Genomic DNA, 20,770 nt, shown 5'->3' with positions numbered 1-20,770 from the left:
CGTCTTAATCTTTCTTTTTTGTTAATTCATTTAAAGCATCATCTAAATCTTGTTTTTCAACGCCAACTGGAGGTTTAGGTGGAACTTCTGTTTCTACAGGTTCTTTCACTTCAGTCTCTTTTGGCTCTTGAACTTCAACAGGTTCATTTGGATTTGTAATCTGACCATAGTTCATCAAATTTGTGATTTCTTCATTTGTTAAAGTTTCTCGTTCAACTAATGATTTTGCAATCAAATCCAATAAATCTCTGTTTTCTTCCAAGATTTTACGGCAGTTTTCATGACATTCATCAATGATCTTACGAACTTCTTTATCGATTTCAGCTGCAACACCATTTGAATAATTACCACCTTGTGTATAATCACGTCCAAGGAATACATTTCCCTGAGGATCTGCATACTGAATTGGACCTAAACTTGACATACCATAAACACGAACCATGTTTTTAGCAATCTTTGTCAATTGTTCAATATCATTGACCGCGCCGGCACTGATTTCTCCAAATACCAGTTCTTCAGAAGTACGTCCTCCCAGTAATCCAGTGATTTTCGCAAGGAATTCACTCTTACGATGGAAGTATTTTTCTTCTCTAGGAGTCATCAAGTTATAACCACCAGCTTCTCCACGAGGAATGATCGTTACTTTCTGTACCATGTCTGCATCTTCCAGTTTTAAACCAATTACCGCATGACCTGCTTCATGATATGCAACCAGCAATTTATCTTTTTCTGTGTATTTCTTAGATTTTTTAGCTGGCCCCATCATAACTCTATCGATGGCCTCATCTAAGTCATTCATAGTAATCTGCGTTTCTTTATTACGTACCGCCAAAATAGCACCTTCGTTTAATACATTTGCTAAATCAGCCCCTGAGAATCCAGGTGTACGTCTTGCCAGATTTTCTAAAGATACATCGCTTGCAAGCTTTTTGTTGCGTGCATGAACCTGAAGAATTTCTTCACGTCCCTTAATATCCGGTAAGTTAACCGTTACGCGACGATCAAAACGTCCACTACGCAATAATGCAGGGTCTAGAACATCTGGTCTATTAGTTGCGGCAATAATAACGATACCATTGTTATCCGTCATACCATCCATTTCAACCAGCAACTGGTTCAATGTCTGCTCACGTTCATCGTTTCCGCCACCCATTCCGGCTCCACGCTGTCTACCAACTGCATCAATTTCATCAATAAAAACAATACAAGGAGCGCTCTTTTGTGCGTTTTTGAACATATCACGAACTCGGCTGGCACCTGTTCCGACAAACATTTCTACGAAATCACTACCTGAAATTGAGAAGAATGGAACATTAGCTTCTCCGGCCACAGCTTTCGCCAACAATGTTTTACCTGTTCCTGGTGGACCTACCATCAACACACCTTTAGGAATATGGGCACCCATATCCGTAAATTTCTTTGGTGAACGCAGATAGTCAATGATTTCTTTAACTTCTTCTTTTTCTTCTTCACAACCGGCAACATCTTTAAATCGAACTTTAACATTTGATTCAACACGTGCTTTTGATTTGGCAAACTCAAACGCTTTATTGCTGCCAGAACCACCCATCTTAGAGAACATCAGATAGAAGAATACGCCAATGATCAAGAATGGAATCAAATTCACAAGCAAATTGATCCATACACTATTTTGATTTGGATCGGCGATTGTTAAACGTCCGCCATCTTCTGTCAACGTTGTTTCTAACCACTCAAGGTTCGCCTCTGTATTTGGTACAATGACCCTAAATCCAGAAATAGCATCTTTGCCTTCTTTTTTATAACTTCCTTCGACCTGAATAATAGTGGTTGAGATCGTTAAGGTACTATCTTCAAATTCCGCATGTTCCGCTACGTCTTTGAATCTTGAATAGTTCATTTGTTCAGTTGTCCCTTGAGAACTATAGAAAATCAAAGACATCACAATTGTGATGATGAAGATGGTTGGTAAATAATTTAACCATTTCTTCATTAATATTCCTCCTACTCGTAGATTTCTGGTTTTAATATCCCAATAAAAGGTAAATTGCGATATTTCTGGTTATAATCCAAACCATAACCAACAACAAATTCATTTGGTACAGTATAACCAACATAATCGGCTTTAATATCAACAACTCTTCGCTCTGGTTTATCCAGCAAAGAAACGATTTTGACATCAGTTGCCCCTTTATTCATGAACATCTGTTTAACTTCACGTAAAGTACGTCCTGTATCCACGATATCCTCTACAACTAGAATATGTCTTCCTTTACAAGAAATATCCATATCTTTTTCAATACGAACATCTCCAATTGATTCCGTTCCATCATATGAACTAACAGACATAAAATCAATCTCACAATCAAATGTAAAACGTTTGATTAATTCAGCCATAAAAGGAACGCTTCCTTTTAACAATCCTACAACAATAGGAACTGCATGTAGTTTTTCATAATCCGATTCAATTTGTTCTGCTAATTCTACACATCTTTTTTCAATTTGTTCTTCATTCAATAATACTTTAAGTATATCGTCACTAATCATTTGATTTCTCCTTAAATCACGTCAAATATTGTACCATAAACAAATTAGGTTTGATACTAAAATGTTCGACATCACAACCAATCCCCGGCACAAATATCACTTTTTTTTCCGAATTTTCCATCACAAGCCATTCTTTACGATAAATTTTAGGAATCTTTCTATCAATTAGAAACCTTGAAACCTTTTTGGTTCCATATCTAAGTTTGATTTGATCTCCTGGTTTTACGCTTCGAATCACAAGAGGAAAATCCTTTTCAGATACATAGATCGATTCAATCACTTTCCCTGTTTTTAATAGGCTAAAGCTATCATCTGTGATGTATTCAAGATAAGAAACAGTATAGCTCTTATTCTCTTTTATTTTTTTAAAATACAGCATTCCTTCATAAGATTCAAGATAATATCCATCGATTTCTAATAAGCAATTGGATTGAAGCTGTTCAATTAGAGATTTCATATGTTTTTTAGAATAATGATTCCCAATCTCTAAATGCAGATAATACTCTAATATAAACCAGGCATCTTCCTGTTTTAACAATGTATCTATCGAACGATCCCATCCTTTTAAAAAGGAAGCAGCTTTTTCTCTTTTGTCTTTTAACTTAATATTTTCTTTTTGTATTTCTTCATTTAATCGCAATTTTTCCAATAAACTCATCTTTTCAATCCGAGAATGACGAATCTTGTTTCGCGTATAATCATTTCCTAAATTAGACTCATCAATTCCGTATTCTATATTATTTTGATCACAATACTCCATTAACTGCGTTTTTGTTTCATGCAGTAAAGGTCGTATGATCTTCATACCTTTCATGATATTTTCTGACTTGAGCCCATAATGGTCACAAAGCATATTTCTACTTTTTTGAAAAAGATACGTTTCTAAATGATCGTCGAGATGATGGGCAACATATATTTGATCTGTATCATTCTTTGTGGCAAGTTCAAAGAAAAAGTCGTAACGCACCTTTCTTGCCCAACTTTGAAAATTAGACTTGTTATCAAAAGTGGGTTCCTGTACTTCCACCTCAATTGATCTTTCTTGGCAATAATCCCTTACAATTTTTTCATCTCGATTTGCAGTATCTCGTTTATGATAATTGACATGGGCCACAATGATCGTATGCCCTTGTTTATATAATTTGTCTAGAAGCGCCATGCTGTCAGGACCGCCTGAACAAGCCACGATTATCTTTTTTTGCATATGTCTATTCTAACACAAGGTCAAAAAAAAGACCATAATATGCACGATATCATGGTCAAAAAACATCTTAGTAGTTTTTAGCTTCTTTTCTGAATACAGCCTGAGGATATCCACAAACCGGGCAAGCTTTAGGAGCATTTACACCAGTGTATTTGAATCCACAGATTCCGCAGATCCAAGTATCTGATTCTTCACCAGAGAATACTTTTTCATTTTCTACATTGCTCAAAAGTTTCAAATAACGTTCTTCATGTTCTTTTTCGATCTGAGCAACTTTTTCCATCTGGAATGCGATAGCTGTAAATCCTTCTTCACGAGCTACTTCTGCAAATTCTTTGTACATGCTAGTCCATTCATAGTTTTCACCTTCAGCAGCCGCTTTTAAGTTTTCAGCAGTTGTTCCAATTTTTCCACCATTTAAATGCTGGAACCATAAACGAGCATGTTCCTGTTCGTTACGAGCAGTTTCTTCAAAGATTTCTGCAATCTGGTTCATACCTTCCTGACGAGCTTTGTTAGCAAAGTAAGTGTACTTATTTCTTGCCTGACTTTCACCTGCAAAAGCTGTCTGCAAATTCTGTTCTGTTCTAGATCCTTTTAATTCCATTTTTATTTACCTCTTCTTTCTTGATGGCAATCATGACAAATACCGTATAAAGTCAATGCATGAGATTCAATTGAAATATCAAGCTGTTTGGCAAATTTAGCTTCGATAGAACGATCATAAGGCAAATCTATATCATACATTCTGTGACACTTAGTACAAACAAAATGATCATGAGGTTTACATGTTTTATCATAGACCTGCTTTTTTGAATCAGTCATGACAGAGGCAATTTTATATTCATCAACTAAGATCGATAAATTACGATAAACTGTAGCTAATGAAATATTCTTTCCCTCTTTTAGAAGACCTTCATAGATCTCGTCGGCACTTAAATGCGCATCCTGGCGCTGAATGTAATCATAGATCCACTCTCGTTGCACTGAGTTTCTGGTACCCATCTAGCCACCTTCCTAACTAAGAACTATTATTAGTTTAATCCTATAAATAAAGTTTTTCAAGTATTTTACAACTTAACAAATTGTTCTACATTCAATACGAAAATAGTGGCTCCACCAACTTGAACTTCTACTGGGAAACTTGCATAACGACCAATATCATAGCTTGCGGTACTAGGAACGATTTCTGTACGTTTACTTGAATACTCACCTATGATGTTGATCGCATCCTGTACTTTTTCATCCTCACAACCGACAATCAAAGTAGTATTTCCTGCTCTTAAAAAACCACCTGTTGTCGCCAGTTTCGTGACCTGAAATCCATTCTTGTTTAATGCATTGCTAGCGGCTGGACTATCATCATTTGAAAGAATTGCCAATATGAGTTTCATGACATAAGCCCTCCTTATCTTTATTTGTATTATACCACTCAAGCTATGCTCTGGAAAAGTTAAGTTTCCTTAAAAGAACTTTTTTGATTACTATACTGAAATCAACGAACAAATGCATTTCTTTGAGATTTATTTATCTAGATATTTTTCTTTCAGCACTTGCATCGCTTTTTTATTCACATTGTTTACCTGTAACTCCAATTCCCTGGAAGATATTCGTTTTGCGCCTTGAGCGAAGATAGCATTTTGAATCAAACCATCACTTGAAGCCACACTTAAAACATATTTTCCTTTTAGATCATGTACGGCTTTTTCAATATAAGCATCAGCTGTCTGCGATGTTTTTGTGTATACGATATCTACATTGGCTCTATGTTCTGTATGTGTTGCATTGTCTTTGATCCTATAGGCATCAAAGACAAGGATCAAACGAATTCCACGATATCCCTGATAGTTAACTAAAAGATCAATAAGTCTTTCTCGAGCCATCCCGATATTCTCTTTGGCAAGTTGTTTTAATTCCTCCCAGGCAAAGATCATATTGTAACCATCTACGATCAAACAAGATTCTTTATTAGATTGAATTGTTGTTTTTTTCATATCCAGATCTTTCTTTGGCTTTCGCATTTGCTTCTTTTCTTTTTTATTTCTTCCTCCAGCTGCCTCAAAGACTCTTTTGATTTCTTCTTCATTCACTTTATATCTCGTACTTTGATATGTTGAAGATCCGGATTCTTTTGGCTGAATATGCATCATTTCATCCGCTTCATCCCAAGGTACATAGTATCCTGCTCCATGTGCACAGAAAACCGAGCCACTAGGATTCGCTAGATCTTTTTGATCATCATAGCCAATTTTTGCCACGATAGTTTCTTGATCCTGACATGGATAATACCCGTCCAGTTCACAAGAAAATCTTCCCATGCCTTTTGTATAAGCTGCTACATCAATCTGATAGTTTCTTAAATTTGCCACAGGCCCAATTCCTTTGATCGTCATCGTCTGATCAAGATTATCTTTGATTTCTACCTGAGCTTTTTTTGTTTCTAAATCATATAAAGCCCTTGATAACACTTCACCTGGCACGATCAGTTCAAAGCGATAATATGGCTCCAACAAAATATTTTCTGCTTTTTTTAATGCCTGCCTTACTGCTCTTTTAGAGGCTTGGTAAAAATCCTGTCCTTCTGTATGTTTTAAATGTCCTTTGCCTGCCGTTAATATGATTTTTACTCCCGTTAACATAGATCCAGTCAAGACGCCTTTATGATGAATCTTATGTAAAGAACTTAAGATTTGTTTTTGCCAGGCAGCACTTAATTCATCCTGTGAAACTTCACTTGCGATTTCGATGCGCTCTTTATCTTTAAGCGGTTCTAAGCGAACATGAACTTCTGCATAATGTCGTAATGGTTCAAAATGTCCAGCGCCATTGACCGATTCTTTGATCGTTTCTTTGTAGACAATACTTCCATTAGAAAATCCTACACTTACTCCTGTTCTATCTTTGATCAGTTTCTGTAAAACTTCAATTTGTACAGCGCCCATTACGCTCAAAGATATTTTCTTTCTATCCTCATCATAATAGATTTCAAGACTTGGATCCTGGCTGGAAAGTATATTTAAATAACGCATCATCTGTAATGCATCGACTCCCTCTGGAAGCAATAGTTCATAATTCATATATGCATTCAAAAGTGGTTTTGACATATCCTTTTCAAATCCCAGACCTTGACCCGCTTCAAATCCATTTAACCCTTTTAAAGCACAGACCATACCGGCTTCTGCCGTATCGACCATGGTAAATTGTCTACCACTGTATATACGTATTTGATCTATCTTTTCTTCTTCACTTAATTTTTGTTTAGCGCTAAGCGTACCTCCTGTGATTTTCACATGAACTAATCGATTATTTTTTTCATCACTGCTGATCTTAAAAATTCGTGCTCCAAATTCATCTGGATATACTTTAGGCAGACTTAATTCACAAAGCGCATCCATTAATTCAATGATTCCTTCATTCTTTAAAGCCGAGCCAAAAAAACAAGGAAAACACTCTCTCTTGTAAATAGATGACTGAATGGATTCTAGTGATATTTTTCCTTCTTCCAAGTATTCGTTCAACATATTTTCATTCACCAAAGCTAGTTTTTCATCTTTTTGTGAATCTAAATAATCAATACAGTTTGAATGAATCTTTGTTATCAAATCTTCCATAAGTTCTTCTCTAGCTTGATAACTAATATCCATTTTATTGATAAATATCAAAGTTGGAACTTTATAATGTTCTAAACACTTCCAAATCGTTTGTGTATGGCTTTGTACACCATCCTGTCCGTTGATCAATACAATTGCCAAATCCAGAACACTTAAAACTCGTTCCATTTCACTTGAAAAATCTACATGTCCCGGTGTATCCAAAATATATATTTCGCTATCATTCCATTTATAATTAGCCTCTTTGGAGTAAATCGTTATGCCTCGATCTCGTTCCTGTTGATCATAATCCAAGAACGTATCCTGATGATCGACCCTACCCATTTTTCTTATATTTCCTGCATTATATAACATGCTTTCGACACAGGTCGTCTTCCCTGCATCTACATGGGCTAATATACCAACACATATTCTCTTCATCGAAAGTCCCCTTTTTATTTCGAATATAGTATAACAGAAGTTGTTCTCTCATTCTAAAAAAGCTCAGTTGGTTGGTGCATGTATCATAAAATCTGTTATAATATATGCACTATGAATTACAGTGTTTGCATACTCGCTGCCGGTAAAGGCAGCCGAACTCGATTAGACTTTAATAAAGTTTTTTTTAAATTCAGTGATGGCACCAGTGTCTTAGATCGAAGCGTTAATTTATTTAACGAAGATCCAGACTGTAAAGAAATCATTCTTGTCGTGGCCAAACATGAACAAGAATATGTCGAAAAACTTTATCAAAATCTAGATAAAGTAAAGATCACGATAGGAGGAAAAACTCGTCAGGAAAGTGTTTCTCATGGGTTAAGATTGGTTTGCAGCGAACATGTATTTATTCATGATGGTGCCAGGCCCTATCTAAACATGGAAGAAGTCAACAAACTAAAACAAACACTTTCAGACTACGATGCCTGTTTATTAATGGTTCCAAGTGTAGATACTGTAAAAATTGTAGAAAATGGATTTGTCAAAGAAAGCCTGGATCGTTCTTTGTTATATAACGCCCAGACTCCACAGTGTTTTAAGACATCCTTGTTAAAAGAATGCCATCAAAAAGCTTTGGAGGATCAAAGAGAAGCCACTGATGATGCACAACTTGTCGAATGGTATTCAAACACTTTGATCAAAGTTGTTACAGGAAACGCATCTAATATCAAGATTACCAATCCTGGTGATTTACCGAAATAGAAAGAGGAATTTGTATGGAATACACAGCACTTATTTTTGATGACTGTCAAGATGAAACAGATTCATATGAGAATCTCGTTGATACGATCAACGTCTATAAAAACGATCCAATGTGCAAACAAATCGTTGTCAGCTGTACAGCAGAATGGCTTTTAAGATTAGCTCATTCTCCAATTTCAAAAGTTCTTTTAGTACAGATGGCAAATACACCTTACGTTGCCTTATTAAATGGATTAAAAGCTGTATCTATGGAAAACGTCCTGGTTAATGGACTTTCTAATGTTCCAACAAATGAAGATATCCAAAAAATCTTGAGCAGCCTGTCTCAATACCCTGCAATCTATATGAATAAAGATTTACAGGCATTTGATACCCGCTTGCTTATGTTTTCTTTACAGGTGGCTATCGAACAAAATCTTGCGATCGACACATATGCACAAGCTGTAGAAGCTTTAGGAGAGACGCCCCTGCAACACATTAAAGGATGATGTCTAATGAAAGTGGAAGTTAAAAGCTATACAGATAAAGAAACAGGTCTAACTTCTAATCAAGCTTTATCTCATAAAAAGAACACCTTGGAAGCTTCTGTTTCCAAAACATATACAAAAATATTAAAAGAGCATGTTTTTACCTTTTTCAATATGATCAATGTCGTTTTAGCTGTCTTAGTCATCTTTACGGGTTCCTATCGAAACATGCTTTTTATGCTTGTCGTTATCTTCAACATGATCATTGGTTTGATCCAGGAAATTCGTTCAAAGCGTAAATTAGATAAGCTCGCCTTGGTTCACCAACAAAAAATACATGTTCTAAGAGATGGACACATATCTCGTATTTCTATTGATCAAATTGTTGAAGACGATATCTTGATCATCAAATCTGGTGACCAGGTTCCTTGCGATGGCGTATTGAGAGAAGGCAGCATTGAATGCGATGAATCTATGCTAACAGGAGAGAGCGATGCTATTGAAAAATTTGAAAATGACAGCATCTTCTCTGGAAGTATCATTGTATCTGGACAAGCTAAGATGCAGGTTGTTACAGTTGGAGAAGATACATATGCTCATTCTATATTAAAACATGCCAAACGTGAAAAACGCTATCCAAGCCAGTTACGTGACAGTATTCAATCGATCATTCGTTTCAGCACAATCGTTTTGCTCCCTGCAGGAGTGTTGCTGTTTTTAAAACAATTCTTATCAGATCCTACCGATTTAAACGATGCTATTCTTTCAACAGTCGCTGCTGTTGTTGGTATGATCCCAGAAGGCCTTGTGCTTTTAACTAGTATTGCTTTAAGTGTCGGGGTTATGAAGCTGACACAAAAAAACGTTCTTGTCCAAGAACTATACTGCATTGAAACACTTGCCAGAGTAGATACATTGTGTCTGGATAAAACAGGTACGATCACACAAGGAGAAATGAAAGTAATTCATATTGACACAGCTCATGATTTATCTATGATCAAGCAAACTCTTGCCAATATGTTTTCTTCTTTACAAGATGATAATACAACAGCTAAAGCTATACGTGAGTATGTATCAAACATTGAGCCAACTCAGATAACAAAAGATATAATTCCTTTTTCGAGCTCAAGAAAAGCATGTGGAGCGGTTTTTCAAGATGCAAAATATATTCTGGGGGCCTATTCATTTATCATTCAAAAACAAGATCCTGAAATTATAAAAAAACTAAATGAATATGGAGATAAAGGGTATCGAACTTTGATCCTGGCACGTTCAAACTCAAAAGATCATCAACTATACGGTGACTTTGAAATTCTTGCCTTTATTTTAATTCAAGATGCTTTAAGAAAGGATGCATCTACGATTCTTTCCTACTTTAAAAAACAAAACGTCGATTTAAAGATTATTTCCGGCGATGATGAAAAAACTGTATCTGCTTTGGCAAAAGAAGCAGGAGTAACTGGAAAATCAATTGATATGACAGGCATTCAAGATGTACGACAAGTAATCGAAGATCATGCCATTTTTGGAAGAGTTACGCCTGAACAGAAAAAAGAAATGATCATTGCCTTAAAAGAAAAAGGTCACACAGTTGCTATGACCGGAGATGGCGTCAATGATGTCATGGCATTAAAAGAAGCGGATTGCTCAATCGCTATGGGCTCTGGCAGTGAAGCAGCCAAGAAAATCGCATCTATAGTTTTATTAAATGATCAATTTAAGTCACTTCCTTCCATATTACATGAAGGACGATGCATCATAAACAACATCCAAAGAACTGCCTCACTGTTTTTAGTTAAAACATTATTTTCTTTTGGTTTAAGCTTATTAACACTAGTATGGCTTACCGAATACCCTTTCCAGCCAATTCAATTAACACTTATTTCAACACTGGCAACAGGATTACCTAGCTTTATTTTAACATTAGAACCAAACGCCACAAGAGTAGAAGGAAACTTTCTTGTCAATGTCTTCTCACGTGCTTTACCCGGAGCTATTTGTGTTGTCGTATCCGTTATCTTAGCTTCTATATTAACACCAGTTTTAAGTACCAACAGCGAACAGTTCTCAACCATTTGTACTTTAATTGCCGGTTTTAATGCCTTATGTGTTCTTACTGGAGCATGTATCCCATTTACCCGTTTAAGACATCTTCTTGTTATTTGTATGATTGCATTCTTTGCGATATCCATCATATTCTTCCATAATTTCTTTTATATCGTTCCTTTGAATATTACACAAATTATCTTTGTATTGATTGTTTGTGTGATGATTCCATTTATACAAAGATTCTTAAATCTTTGGTTTAAAAAACAACTTCGACTTCATTATAAAAAGGCCTAATAGCCCTTTTTTTCTTTTAACAAAGATTTTCTTTTATTTGTTTCAACAATTGCTTTGTCACACTTTTAAAACCTAAGATCGTTTCATTTGTATATCCTGCTAATTATCTATCACACCTCAGATAGGAAAAAGGACAAAAAAACAGTAGAAAATGCTAAATTTCTACTGTTTTTTAATATTTAAGAAAATAATGATCAAATTCGGCGAATCGTTTTGATCCTTTGATCTTTTAATGGTTTATCCTGCCAATTCGTTTTTGTAGATGCAATCTTATCTACAGCTTCCATACCTTCAACTACTTTTCCAAAAGCTGCGTATTGTCCATCTAGATGAGGAGCATCTTGATGCATGATAAAGAACTGTGAACTCGCTGAATTAGGCATATTTGTTCTAGCCATAGATAAAACACCACGAGTATGTGCTAAATCATTTTGGAATCCATTAGCTCTGAATTCTCCAACGATCGTATCTTTACTGCCACCCATACCGGTTCCAGTTGGATCACCACCTTGAATCATGAATCCTTTGATAACGCGGTGAAAGATTAATCCATCATAAAATTTTTCATCCACTAATTTCAAAAAGTTTTCTACTGTTTTAGGTGCTGCTTCAGGATATAGCTCTGCCTTGATTTCATCACCGTTTTCCATTGTAATCAAAATTAATTCTGTTTTCATAATAATCCTTTCCATTTACTCATAGATAATACAACAAACAAGCCATTTTCATCAAGATATTGTATAATACTGTTATTATGAAAAGAATAGGCCTGATTGGTTTATCTGATCCAGTGGATAAATCAAAAGTAAACGAAATAATTACAAGACTCGAAAAAAGTGGATATCAGATTATTGTAGGTGACAGTTTGTTTAAATCTGCTTCAGCAAAGGAAAAAGCAGATGATTTTAACATGTTCTGTAAATTAGATCTTGAAGGAATTTTTGATCTTTCCGGAGGTGATCTGGCAAACACATGTATTCCTTTCATCGATTTTAAAGCTTATCAAAATGGTTCTGCCTGCTTTTATGGTTATAGCGACCTTAGTGTTGTATTAAATACACTCTATTCAAAAACAAAAAAGAAAACCTGTCTTTTTCAACTTCGAAACAACCTCAATATTGAAGATACACAAAACGCTTTTAAATTCACATGGCTTAAAAAGAAAAATATGAAGGGTATCGTAATCGGAGGAAATATTCGTTGTTTTTTAAAGCTGGCAGGCACTTCTTATTTTCCTGAAACAGAGGATAAGATCTTATTTTTAGAAAGCCATTCAGGAAACATCAACAAAATCATAACTTATTTAACACAATTAGAAATGATGGGTGTATTCAATAAAATAAACGGTCTGATCTTAGGACAATTTACAGAATTAGATAAAACACGCACAGATCATCTATTAGAATCTTATGTTTCAAAATATCCAATTGGAATCATACGTACGCATGAAGTTGGCCATTCTTTAAATTCTAAAGCTGTATGGATTGGAAAAGAATACTGTTTTAAATCAAAAGGAGCGTAAACATGGATCTAAAATTATTGAAATTAACACCTAGAAGAAAACGGCTTTTAGAAAAAATGTCTATTTTTTCTGTTGAAGACCTTTTGAAGACATACCCAATGCGATATGAAACCATTGAAACCATCCCCTATAAAGATTGGCAGCCATCTATGCATGTTTGTTTTGAAGGTTTGATTTCTTCTGTTTGCCGCGTTATTCGACTTCAAAAAAATCGTTCAATGACCAAGTTTTCTGTCATTTCATGGGATGAAGAATTAGAAATAACGATTTTTAATCGTCCGTGGACAAATCAATTTACATTTGGCAAAAAAATATCCCTTTTTGGCGTTTATCAGGGAAATAATAAAGTTGTTGTCAGCACATATAATTTCAAATCTTTAAAAGAACAAATTGGACTTAAGCCAGTATATTCTTTGATTGAAGGTCTCAAACAAAACGATATGATTACTATGGTTTCCAATGCGTTAGAATTTGTAGATCAAATGGAATCGCTCGTTCCATTAAGACTTCAAGAAAAATATCGTCTTTTAAATTACCCTCAGGCGCTTCGCTGGATCCATCAGCCAAAAACGCAAAACGAACTGAATCAAGCGGTTAGAACTTTAAAATATCAGGAATTTTTATGTTTTCAATGCGTTATGCAAGCCTCGCAGGCAAACACAAAAGAACATGTTCATAAACAAGAAAAGGTATTTGATGGCAACATGATTCAAACATGGATCCAACAATTCCCATATACTCTTACTTCAGATCAACAGACCAGCATCGAAGCTGTCTTAAATGATATGAAATCCAGTAAAATCATGTTTCGCCTTGTACAAGGCGATGTTGGATGTGGAAAAACCATTGTAGCCATGACAGCTATATATGCCTGTTATTTAAGCAATCATCAGGCAGCTTTTCTTGTACCTACAGAAATTTTAGCTCGTCAGCATTATGAAAACATGCAAAAACTCGGTCTTGAAACATGTCTATATGTATCCAGCCTTCCCACAAAAGAAAAACAACAAATCTTAACGGATCTTAGCAATGGAAAAATCAAGATCGTAGTGGGCACCCATGCCTTGTTCCAAGAACAAGTTGAGTTTAAAGATCTGGGTCTTGTCGTGACAGATGAACAACAACGTTTCGGCGTCAAACAAAGGCGTTCATTACTAGAAAAAGGGAAAAGTGTTGATTTTTTAATGATGTCAGCCACCCCAATTCCAAGAACATATGCCCATTTCATCTATGGTGATCTTGATATCAGCAATATTCACACTATGCCTGCAGGACGCAAGCCCGTCATCACAAAATACATCCCTTCCAAAAGCATGGCAAGCATTTTAAAAGATATCCTGGATGGTATTCAAATTGAAAAAAGACAATGTTATGTTGTGTGTCCTTCCATTGAAGACAATGAAGATACGAATCTGCGCAGTGTTACTTCCATCTATCAAGGTATGAAAAGCACCTTAAAAAACAGTGTGGCCATATCTTTGTTGCATGGAAAAATGAGTTCGGAAGAAAAAGAAGAAATCATGAATGATTTTGCCAACCATAAAATAGATATTCTTGTCAGTACGACTGTCATTGAAGTTGGTATTGATGTCAAGAACGCAACATTGATGGTAATTTATGATGCCCATCGTTTCGGTTTGAGTACGCTGCATCAATTAAGAGGGCGTGTAGCACGTGGTGAAAAGCAGGGATATTGTTATCTTTTAAGCAACACCAAAGACTCTAATGCAATACAAAGATTAAAAAAGATGGAAGAACTCAGCGATGGATTTCAAGTCTCTGAGTATGACTTTCATATGCGCGGTCCTGGAGATATGTTAGGAGTTCGACAAAGCGGTTTGCCGGGATTTGTCTTTGGTGATCTTCAAAAAGATAAGGCGATGATGGAAGCCTGCATCAAAGATGCCAAAGAAATCTTAAACCGTAATGATGACAAGCCGCTTCTAGAATTTGTAGATAAGGCGCTGGAAAACGCACAATATTTTGATTAGAATGATTATAGGTGATCATTGACATGAATTCAGAAAAAACAAAGAACAAACTAATATATTTTTTAGCCCTTGGCTCAATGTGTCTAGCTTTGGTACTTATTATGTATAACTTCTTTTATAAAACTGTAGAAGTGGATGTCATGAAAAATATCGAACTTGTTTATACAGGTGAAAATGGAAGTGCCAGTGTAACTGTTGAAAACAATACTGAAGATCTTAATCAAAGGATCCAGGAGTTTATGGAAACCGTGGAATATGAAGTGAGTCCAAATTCCAACTTATCAAACGGAGATACGATTCACATCATTGCGACATATGATGATGAACTTTCCATGACTTATCATTATCAACCAATCAATACGGAAAAAGAATTTATCGTACAAGGATTAAATAACCGTTTTGAATCAAAAGATGATATTCCAGAAAACTATTTAAATAAAATCTTAACTGAATCAGAAAACTACATAACAGAACACGCTGATGAGATTTTTCATCTAGATCCTAAAACTGCTTCTCAAGAGGATGTCAGTCTAAACAATATAAGCCAATTATATTGTGCATTTTTAAAATCTACTCAAACCAGTGATCGAATCATATCCGTATATCAGTTAGATTACGCTAGCAAAGAACAAGCAGTAACTATTTATTATCTGGTCTGTGTTCCAAACATTAATGATGGAAATCGGGTCATCCGTCAAGATATATATGGAGAGACCGCTTATTTATCGAGCGAAGAACTTCAAAACCTAAATATCGAATCTTATATCCACAGAGTTTTTGGCACACAGTATTCAATTGAAAAAATTGAAACTTCTACCAATCAAGATCAAAATACTGAAAAACAATAGTGCATAAGAAAGGATTTATCAGTATGGATTTATTAATTGCGATTATTTTTATCATTGTTGGATTTCTCTTTCTGGTCAAAGGTGCAGATTGTTTTGTAGAAAATGCATCTTCCATTGCCGGGAAAATAGGAGTATCCAGTCTGATCATTGGTCTCACGATCGTAGCATTCGGTACTTCTATGCCTGAATTAGCCGTTAGTGTGACAGCTGCTTTGGAAAATGCCAATGAAATTGCGGTTGGAAATGTTGTTGGATCCAACATCTTTAATCTTTTAGTCGTTGCCGGATTAAGCGCCTGCATTTATCCATTACTTGTAAACAAAACAATCATGAAGCGTGACTGGCCTTTATCAGTTGTGGCGGCAGTTCTGCTCACATTTATGTTGATTGATCGAAACATTTCTCGTTTTGAAGGGATGATTTTATTGATTTGTTTTGGAATCATGTTATATGTTCAAATTAAACAAACCGCCAAATCAGAAGAAGATCAAAAACGAATTGATACCCCTTACTCAAAACTCATCATTTTTTTGATCATTGGCATTGCAGGTATTGTAATCGGAGGTCAATTAGTTGTCGATGGAGCTACAAGCCTTGCTCGAATCATCGGTTTAAGTGAAACTTTAATTGGATTAACGATCGTAGCAATCGGCACTTCATTACCTGAGCTTGTCACTTCTTTGGTTGCAGCTAGAAAGAACGAGAATGAAATTGCCATGGGAAATGTCATTGGTTCAAACTTATTCAATATTTTCTGTATTCTAGGAATTTCTTCTGTGTTAAACCCAATTACTGTTGAACCAACTGCATTTATTGATTCTTTGATTTTAGTCGTTGTTTCGATTGTATTCTTAGTAATTTGTAAATTTAGACCTTTGGATAAAAAAACAGGATTGATCATGGTATTGACTTATATCGTCTATACAGTTTATATCATCCTTCGTTAAAGAGGCGTGCCTATGCAACATGATCAATATAAATACATATCAAGATGTGACGGATTGGAATTAGATGTCCTTGAAATTCAACCTTTATCTCAACCAAAAGGTATCATACAATTTCTTCATGGCATGGCCGAGAATAAAAAACGATACATAGAAACAATGGAGTTCTTTGCTCGAAACGGATATATTACTATTATTCATGATCATAGAGGACATGGTAAAAGCATTCGTGATTTGGCCGATCAAGGATACTTCTATGATGATACAGGAAAATTTATATTATATGATGCACACGATATAACTCGAATGATCAAAGCAAAATACCCTGGTCTAGCGATCTATCTCTTTGGTCATTCTATGGGTGCTTTGATCGGACAAAACTATCTAAAAAATTATGATAACGAAGTTCAAAAATTGATCTTAAGTGGTATGCCAGGAAATAATCCCCTTTGTTCAGCAGCCATAAGCTTAGTCACTATTTTAGAAAAAATCAAAGGCAGTTATCATCGTTCTAAGTTAATTCAAAATCTTTCTGTAGGTACCTATGATAAAAAATTTAAAGGGGAAAACAAGAATTGCTGGTTAAGTGCAAATCCTGAAAATGTAAATCTATATAACGCCGATATTAATTGTGGATTTACTTTTACTTTGAATGGATTTAAAAATCTTTTCTTATTGATGAAAAACGCATACAGTGAAACGGATTGGGTAAAAACAAACTTAAATCTTCCTATATTATATCTTGCCGGTGAAAACGATCCTGTTATCATGACCAAAGAAGATTGGCGACGAGCTCAACTATTCTTAAATAAGATTGGGTATACATATGTCAAAGGAAAAATGTATCACCACATGCGTCATGAAATCCTTCATGAAGTACGTAAAGATGTTGTTATGCAAGATATCTTGAGTTTTATTGAAAAATGAAACAGCGTAAGCTGTTTTTTCTTTTAAAAAAGCGTTTAGCTTAAAGCCAAACGCCGTCTTGTGAACTTGAATAATCCTGATCCGGAATTTCTTCTTGATATTGGTTATCAGAATTATATTGATTTTGATAATCCGATTGATAACTGTTATAAAAGAAACCTCTAAATAATGCGGATATCAAGTTAATGATAAAATAAATGATGAATAAATATACAAAAGGATTACGAATCCTTGTTGTATGGTGTGTTGTATATGTTCTAAAACCAAATGGATTATAGTAAAAACCATTAAAATTTGAATTTTGATTAAAGTTATATCCATAAAAGCCGTTTTGAGCATACCCATTATTCGTCTGATTTTGTTGATTGGTGTACCCATAATTTTGATACTTTTCAGGATTTTGTATCTGCTCATATGCTGCATTAATCTCTCGCATCATTTTTGCCGCATTTTCATCACCTGGATTCAAATCCGGATGATATTTTTTTGCCAGTCTACGATACGCTTTTTTTATCTCATCTTCTGATGCATTTCTTGAAACACCCAAGACTTCATATGGATCCCTCATTAACAATATGCTCCTTTTTCTTCTTAACTTGAAAAAAATTATAGATTCTGCGTGATTGTTTGTCAATGATTCTAAACCATTTCACATGGTATCACAAATTATTTGTTAGTTGTCAAATCTTGTACGATATTGACATCTTTGACATAAAGGATGTTTTAATTTATTTTCTAAAAAGCCTTTTCGAATCATTAATGTTTTCTCATTTTGAAGAATGTCATCCAAATCCTCTAAAAATATATTTCCTAATTTAGCCTGCGCATAAGCATCTAGACAACAAGGAATCACATCTCCATTGCTTAAGATACCGATCATATCTCTTGTTCCTCTACAAGTTCCCACATTGCTGACAAAACAATGATCAAGAGATGGCCATTCAAATACATCGTCAAAACTAATAAATCGATTCTTTGCTAATGTATGATGATTCTTTAGAACTTCATCAAGATTTGTATGATAATGCTTTAGAAAAACATCTAAAATGTTCTTGGTTTCATTATCTAAACATCCATCTTGCATACACCACAAACGATAAGAAATATACGATTTTTGACTTAATATATCTGCACATTCAATTATGTTCTCTAAATACTCTCTTTGTAAATCTTTATTTTGTTGGCTAAAAGAATGAACTGATAAATTATATTGTCTTACTTTATAATTCATCAAAACAGGCAGCGTCTTTTTCAATAATGTTCCATTTGTTGTGATTTGGACATTGAATCCATATACTTGACATAAGCTTAAAATTTCTTCCAGTTTAGGATGAGATAAAGGTTCCCCCAAAACATGTAAGTAGATATAAGAAGTAAAAGGCTTAATTTGTTTTAAAATATATTCAAACTCTAAAATCGATATATCTCTTCTCTTCTCATGTTTTTGAACACAAAAAGAACATGATAGATTACATCCATTTGTAATTTCTATATAAACTCTTTTTAATTTCATTCCTTGATTCTACCATAAAAATAATAAACTAAAAATCTTTTCGTCTCCATATAACAAAAAGGTGCCTAAGCACCTTTTATTCTTCACCGTCAAAACAATATGTACAAAGTTTACATTTTTCCAACCCGATTGATTTGACCATATCATCCAGACGATGATAACGCAATGAAGTAAATCCTGAACGTTTACGAATTTCTTCCAGCATATTTTGATATTTTTCACTGTCTGGATTAGCGTATTCTTTTAATGTTTCTTCTGATACATTATCTCCTTCTAATTTATGGATCACACGACGTGTGATTAAATCCATTTCAGAACTGGAACGAGAGAAATTTAGATATTTACAACCAAACATAATTGGTGGACAAGCCGGGCGAACATGGACCTCTTTTGCTCCACTGTCATATAAGAAATCTGTTGTTTCCCCTAATTGAGTTCCGCGAACAATAGAATCATCTATCAATAACAAACTTTTGTCTTTGATCAATTCTTTTACTGGAATCAATTTCATCTTGGCAATCATATTACGTTGAGATTGATTAGTTGGCATGAAAGATCGAGGCCAGGTAGGTGTATATTTAATAAACGGACGAGTAAATGGAATTCCTTTAGCATTCGCATATCCTACGGCATGAGCAGTACCAGAATCAGGTACTCCTGCAACGCTGTCTACATCTACATCATCTCGTTGTGACAAGATCTCTCCACAACGATTACGCATGCATTCAACATTAACTCCCTCATACGTAGAAGTAGGATATCCATAATATACCCATAAGAAAGAACATATCTTCATTTCCTCTTGTGGTTTCTTCTTCACTTCAATATGTGTAGGTGTTAAGAATACGATTTCTCCTGGACCTAAATCACGATAATGATGATATCCTAGATTCAAGAACGCACTACTTTCAAAAGTAGCACAATATCCAGTAGATTTCTCTCCAATTATGATTGGTGTACGTCCTACTTTATCACGAGACGCATAGATTCCCTGTGGCGTCATTAATAGAATAGACATACTTCCTTCTATCATATCCTGTACGTAACTTAAACCTTCTTCTATGCTGTCTTTTTGATTGATTAATGCCGCAACAAGTTCAGTTGGGTTGATATCTCCAGTACTCATTTCTAAGAAATGAGACATACCTTTTGAAAAACATAGCTCCTTTAATTCTTGAAGATTATTGATGCGACCAACAGTAGTAATCGCAAAAGATCCTAGATGCGATTGCATCAATAAAGGTTGTGCTTCAAAATCTGAAATACAGCCAATCCCTAGATTTCCATTGAATTTATCAAGATCCGCATCAAATTTTGTACGGAATGGTGTGTTTTCTATATTGTGTATCGCGCGTTCAAATCCATGTTCTCCATGTACAGCCATACCACCACGACGAGTTCCTAAATGCGAATGATAGTCAACTCCAAAAAACAAATCTAATACACAACTCTCTTTTGATGCTACTCCAAAAAAACCACTCATTTACTTTTCCCTCTTTCCATCTATTTGATGTAGAAAGTATACCATACAAAACAAAGTGTTTGAAAAATTTTTCGATATTTATCGACGAGATAATACCTTTTTACAAACGAAAACACTTACAGAAATAAAACCTAAATATGAAATAAACTGTCCAATTGCCAAGATCGCAAAAAACGGATCGATTGCCATACACATAATTATTGTCTTCATGA

The 20,770-nt window shown here is 34.9% G+C and carries 20 protein-coding genes; 8 read left to right on the top strand and 12 right to left on the bottom strand.

Translation table 11 applies throughout. From position 1 onward, the window contains the following. Positions 1 to 4: 4 nt before the first annotated feature. The 7 genes from ftsH to HMPREF0367_RS04690 form a co-directional block, all read right to left on the bottom strand. Complete coding sequence (gene ftsH, locus HMPREF0367_RS04720) at positions 5 to 1,972, bottom strand: ATP-dependent zinc metalloprotease FtsH (protein WP_035401642.1); 1,968 nt, start codon at positions 1,970 to 1,972, stop codon at positions 5 to 7. Positions 1,973 to 1,983: 11 nt separating this feature from the next. Further along, positions 1,984 to 2,526 (bottom strand): hypoxanthine phosphoribosyltransferase, encoded by a 543-nt coding sequence (gene hpt, locus HMPREF0367_RS04715; RefSeq protein WP_015535126.1) that lies wholly within the window; start codon positions 2,524 to 2,526, stop codon positions 1,984 to 1,986. A 16-nt stretch (positions 2,527 to 2,542) separates the two neighbouring features. Then, positions 2,543 to 3,730, bottom strand: a complete 1,188-nt coding sequence (tilS, locus tag HMPREF0367_RS04710) for a tRNA lysidine(34) synthetase TilS (RefSeq protein WP_035401640.1) — start codon at positions 3,728 to 3,730, stop codon at positions 2,543 to 2,545. Between the two features lie 67 nt (positions 3,731 to 3,797). Further along, entirely contained in the window at positions 3,798 to 4,337 is a 540-nt protein-coding gene (rbr, locus tag HMPREF0367_RS04705) for a rubrerythrin (RefSeq protein ID WP_015535124.1), read from the bottom strand. A gap of 2 nt (positions 4,338 to 4,339) precedes the next feature. Further along, the gene (locus tag HMPREF0367_RS04700; protein ID WP_022356630.1) at positions 4,340 to 4,735 is read right to left on the bottom strand and encodes a Fur family transcriptional regulator; all 396 of its coding nucleotides are present in this window, start codon (positions 4,733 to 4,735) and stop codon (positions 4,340 to 4,342) included. Positions 4,736 to 4,800: 65 nt separating this feature from the next. Next, positions 4,801 to 5,124 carry a cyclic-di-AMP receptor gene (locus HMPREF0367_RS04695; RefSeq protein ID WP_015535122.1) on the bottom strand — a complete coding sequence of 108 codons (324 nt, stop codon included), beginning with the start codon at positions 5,122 to 5,124 and terminating at the stop codon, positions 4,801 to 4,803. Between the two features lie 129 nt (positions 5,125 to 5,253). Beyond that, on the bottom strand, positions 5,254 to 7,761 hold the full coding sequence (locus HMPREF0367_RS04690) for a translation factor GTPase family protein (protein ID WP_035401638.1): 2,508 nt from the start codon (positions 7,759 to 7,761) through the stop codon (positions 5,254 to 5,256). Positions 7,762 to 7,872: 111 nt separating this feature from the next. On the opposite strand from HMPREF0367_RS04690, the gene ispD reads away from it, so the two are divergent. Genes ispD through HMPREF0367_RS04675 form a run of 3 tightly spaced genes read left to right on the top strand, consistent with a single transcriptional unit; the run spans position 7,873 to position 11,330 of the window. After that, positions 7,873 to 8,520, top strand: a complete 648-nt coding sequence (ispD, locus tag HMPREF0367_RS04685; RefSeq protein ID WP_022356628.1) for a 2-C-methyl-D-erythritol 4-phosphate cytidylyltransferase — start codon at positions 7,873 to 7,875, stop codon at positions 8,518 to 8,520. 14 nt (positions 8,521 to 8,534) lie between these two features. Next, a complete protein-coding gene (locus HMPREF0367_RS04680; RefSeq protein ID WP_022356627.1) occupies positions 8,535 to 9,008 on the top strand; it encodes a hypothetical protein in 474 nt (157 codons plus the stop codon). A gap of 6 nt (positions 9,009 to 9,014) precedes the next feature. Next, positions 9,015 to 11,330 carry an HAD-IC family P-type ATPase gene (locus HMPREF0367_RS04675; protein WP_035401636.1) on the top strand — a complete coding sequence of 772 codons (2,316 nt, stop codon included), beginning with the start codon at positions 9,015 to 9,017 and terminating at the stop codon, positions 11,328 to 11,330. A 194-nt stretch (positions 11,331 to 11,524) separates the two neighbouring features. Here the strand turns inward: HMPREF0367_RS04675 and HMPREF0367_RS04670 are convergent, their stop codons facing one another. Beyond that, positions 11,525 to 12,007, bottom strand: coding sequence for a peptidylprolyl isomerase (locus HMPREF0367_RS04670; protein WP_035401633.1), 483 nt, complete (start codon positions 12,005 to 12,007; stop codon positions 11,525 to 11,527). Positions 12,008 to 12,084: 77 nt separating this feature from the next. Between HMPREF0367_RS04670 and HMPREF0367_RS04665 the strand changes: the two genes are divergently transcribed. From HMPREF0367_RS04665 to HMPREF0367_RS04645, 5 genes are read left to right on the top strand one after another with little or no spacing between them, the layout of a single operon-like run. Further along, positions 12,085 to 12,852 (top strand): LD-carboxypeptidase, encoded by a 768-nt coding sequence (locus tag HMPREF0367_RS04665; RefSeq protein ID WP_035401630.1) that lies wholly within the window; start codon positions 12,085 to 12,087, stop codon positions 12,850 to 12,852. Between the two features lie 2 nt (positions 12,853 to 12,854). Continuing rightward, positions 12,855 to 14,843 (top strand): ATP-dependent DNA helicase RecG, encoded by a 1,989-nt coding sequence (gene recG, locus HMPREF0367_RS04660; protein ID WP_035401628.1) that lies wholly within the window; start codon positions 12,855 to 12,857, stop codon positions 14,841 to 14,843. Between the two features lie 23 nt (positions 14,844 to 14,866). After that, positions 14,867 to 15,691, top strand: a complete 825-nt coding sequence (locus HMPREF0367_RS04655) for a hypothetical protein (RefSeq protein WP_035401626.1) — start codon at positions 14,867 to 14,869, stop codon at positions 15,689 to 15,691. A gap of 23 nt (positions 15,692 to 15,714) precedes the next feature. Beyond that, entirely contained in the window at positions 15,715 to 16,638 is a 924-nt protein-coding gene (locus tag HMPREF0367_RS04650) for a calcium/sodium antiporter (protein ID WP_051335178.1), read from the top strand. Between the two features lie 12 nt (positions 16,639 to 16,650). After that, the gene (locus HMPREF0367_RS04645; protein WP_035401624.1) at positions 16,651 to 17,562 is read left to right on the top strand and encodes an alpha/beta fold hydrolase; all 912 of its coding nucleotides are present in this window, start codon (positions 16,651 to 16,653) and stop codon (positions 17,560 to 17,562) included. Between the two features lie 40 nt (positions 17,563 to 17,602). On the opposite strand, the gene HMPREF0367_RS10020 is transcribed toward HMPREF0367_RS04645, so the two are convergent. From HMPREF0367_RS10020 to HMPREF0367_RS10815, 4 genes are all read right to left on the bottom strand, one after another. After that, complete coding sequence (locus tag HMPREF0367_RS10020; RefSeq protein WP_051335177.1) at positions 17,603 to 18,130, bottom strand: DnaJ domain-containing protein; 528 nt, start codon at positions 18,128 to 18,130, stop codon at positions 17,603 to 17,605. 105 nt (positions 18,131 to 18,235) lie between these two features. Then, positions 18,236 to 19,075 carry a radical SAM/SPASM domain-containing protein gene (locus HMPREF0367_RS04635; RefSeq protein WP_035401622.1) on the bottom strand — a complete coding sequence of 280 codons (840 nt, stop codon included), beginning with the start codon at positions 19,073 to 19,075 and terminating at the stop codon, positions 18,236 to 18,238. Positions 19,076 to 19,151: 76 nt separating this feature from the next. Next, positions 19,152 to 20,558 carry an amidophosphoribosyltransferase gene (locus tag HMPREF0367_RS04630; RefSeq protein ID WP_015535119.1) on the bottom strand — a complete coding sequence of 469 codons (1,407 nt, stop codon included), beginning with the start codon at positions 20,556 to 20,558 and terminating at the stop codon, positions 19,152 to 19,154. Between the two features lie 78 nt (positions 20,559 to 20,636). Next, a complete protein-coding gene (locus tag HMPREF0367_RS10815) occupies positions 20,637 to 20,768 on the bottom strand; it encodes a hypothetical protein (RefSeq protein WP_022356616.1) in 132 nt (43 codons plus the stop codon). Positions 20,769 to 20,770 lie beyond the last annotated feature (2 nt).

The organism is Faecalitalea cylindroides ATCC 27803 (assembly GCF_000469305.1).
In the GTDB taxonomy this organism is placed as follows: Bacteria; Bacillota_I; Bacilli_A; order Erysipelotrichales; family Erysipelotrichaceae; genus Faecalitalea; species Faecalitalea cylindroides.
The sequence above is the reverse complement of the archived record's forward strand: the minus strand, read 5'-3'. Positions and strand labels throughout refer to the sequence as shown.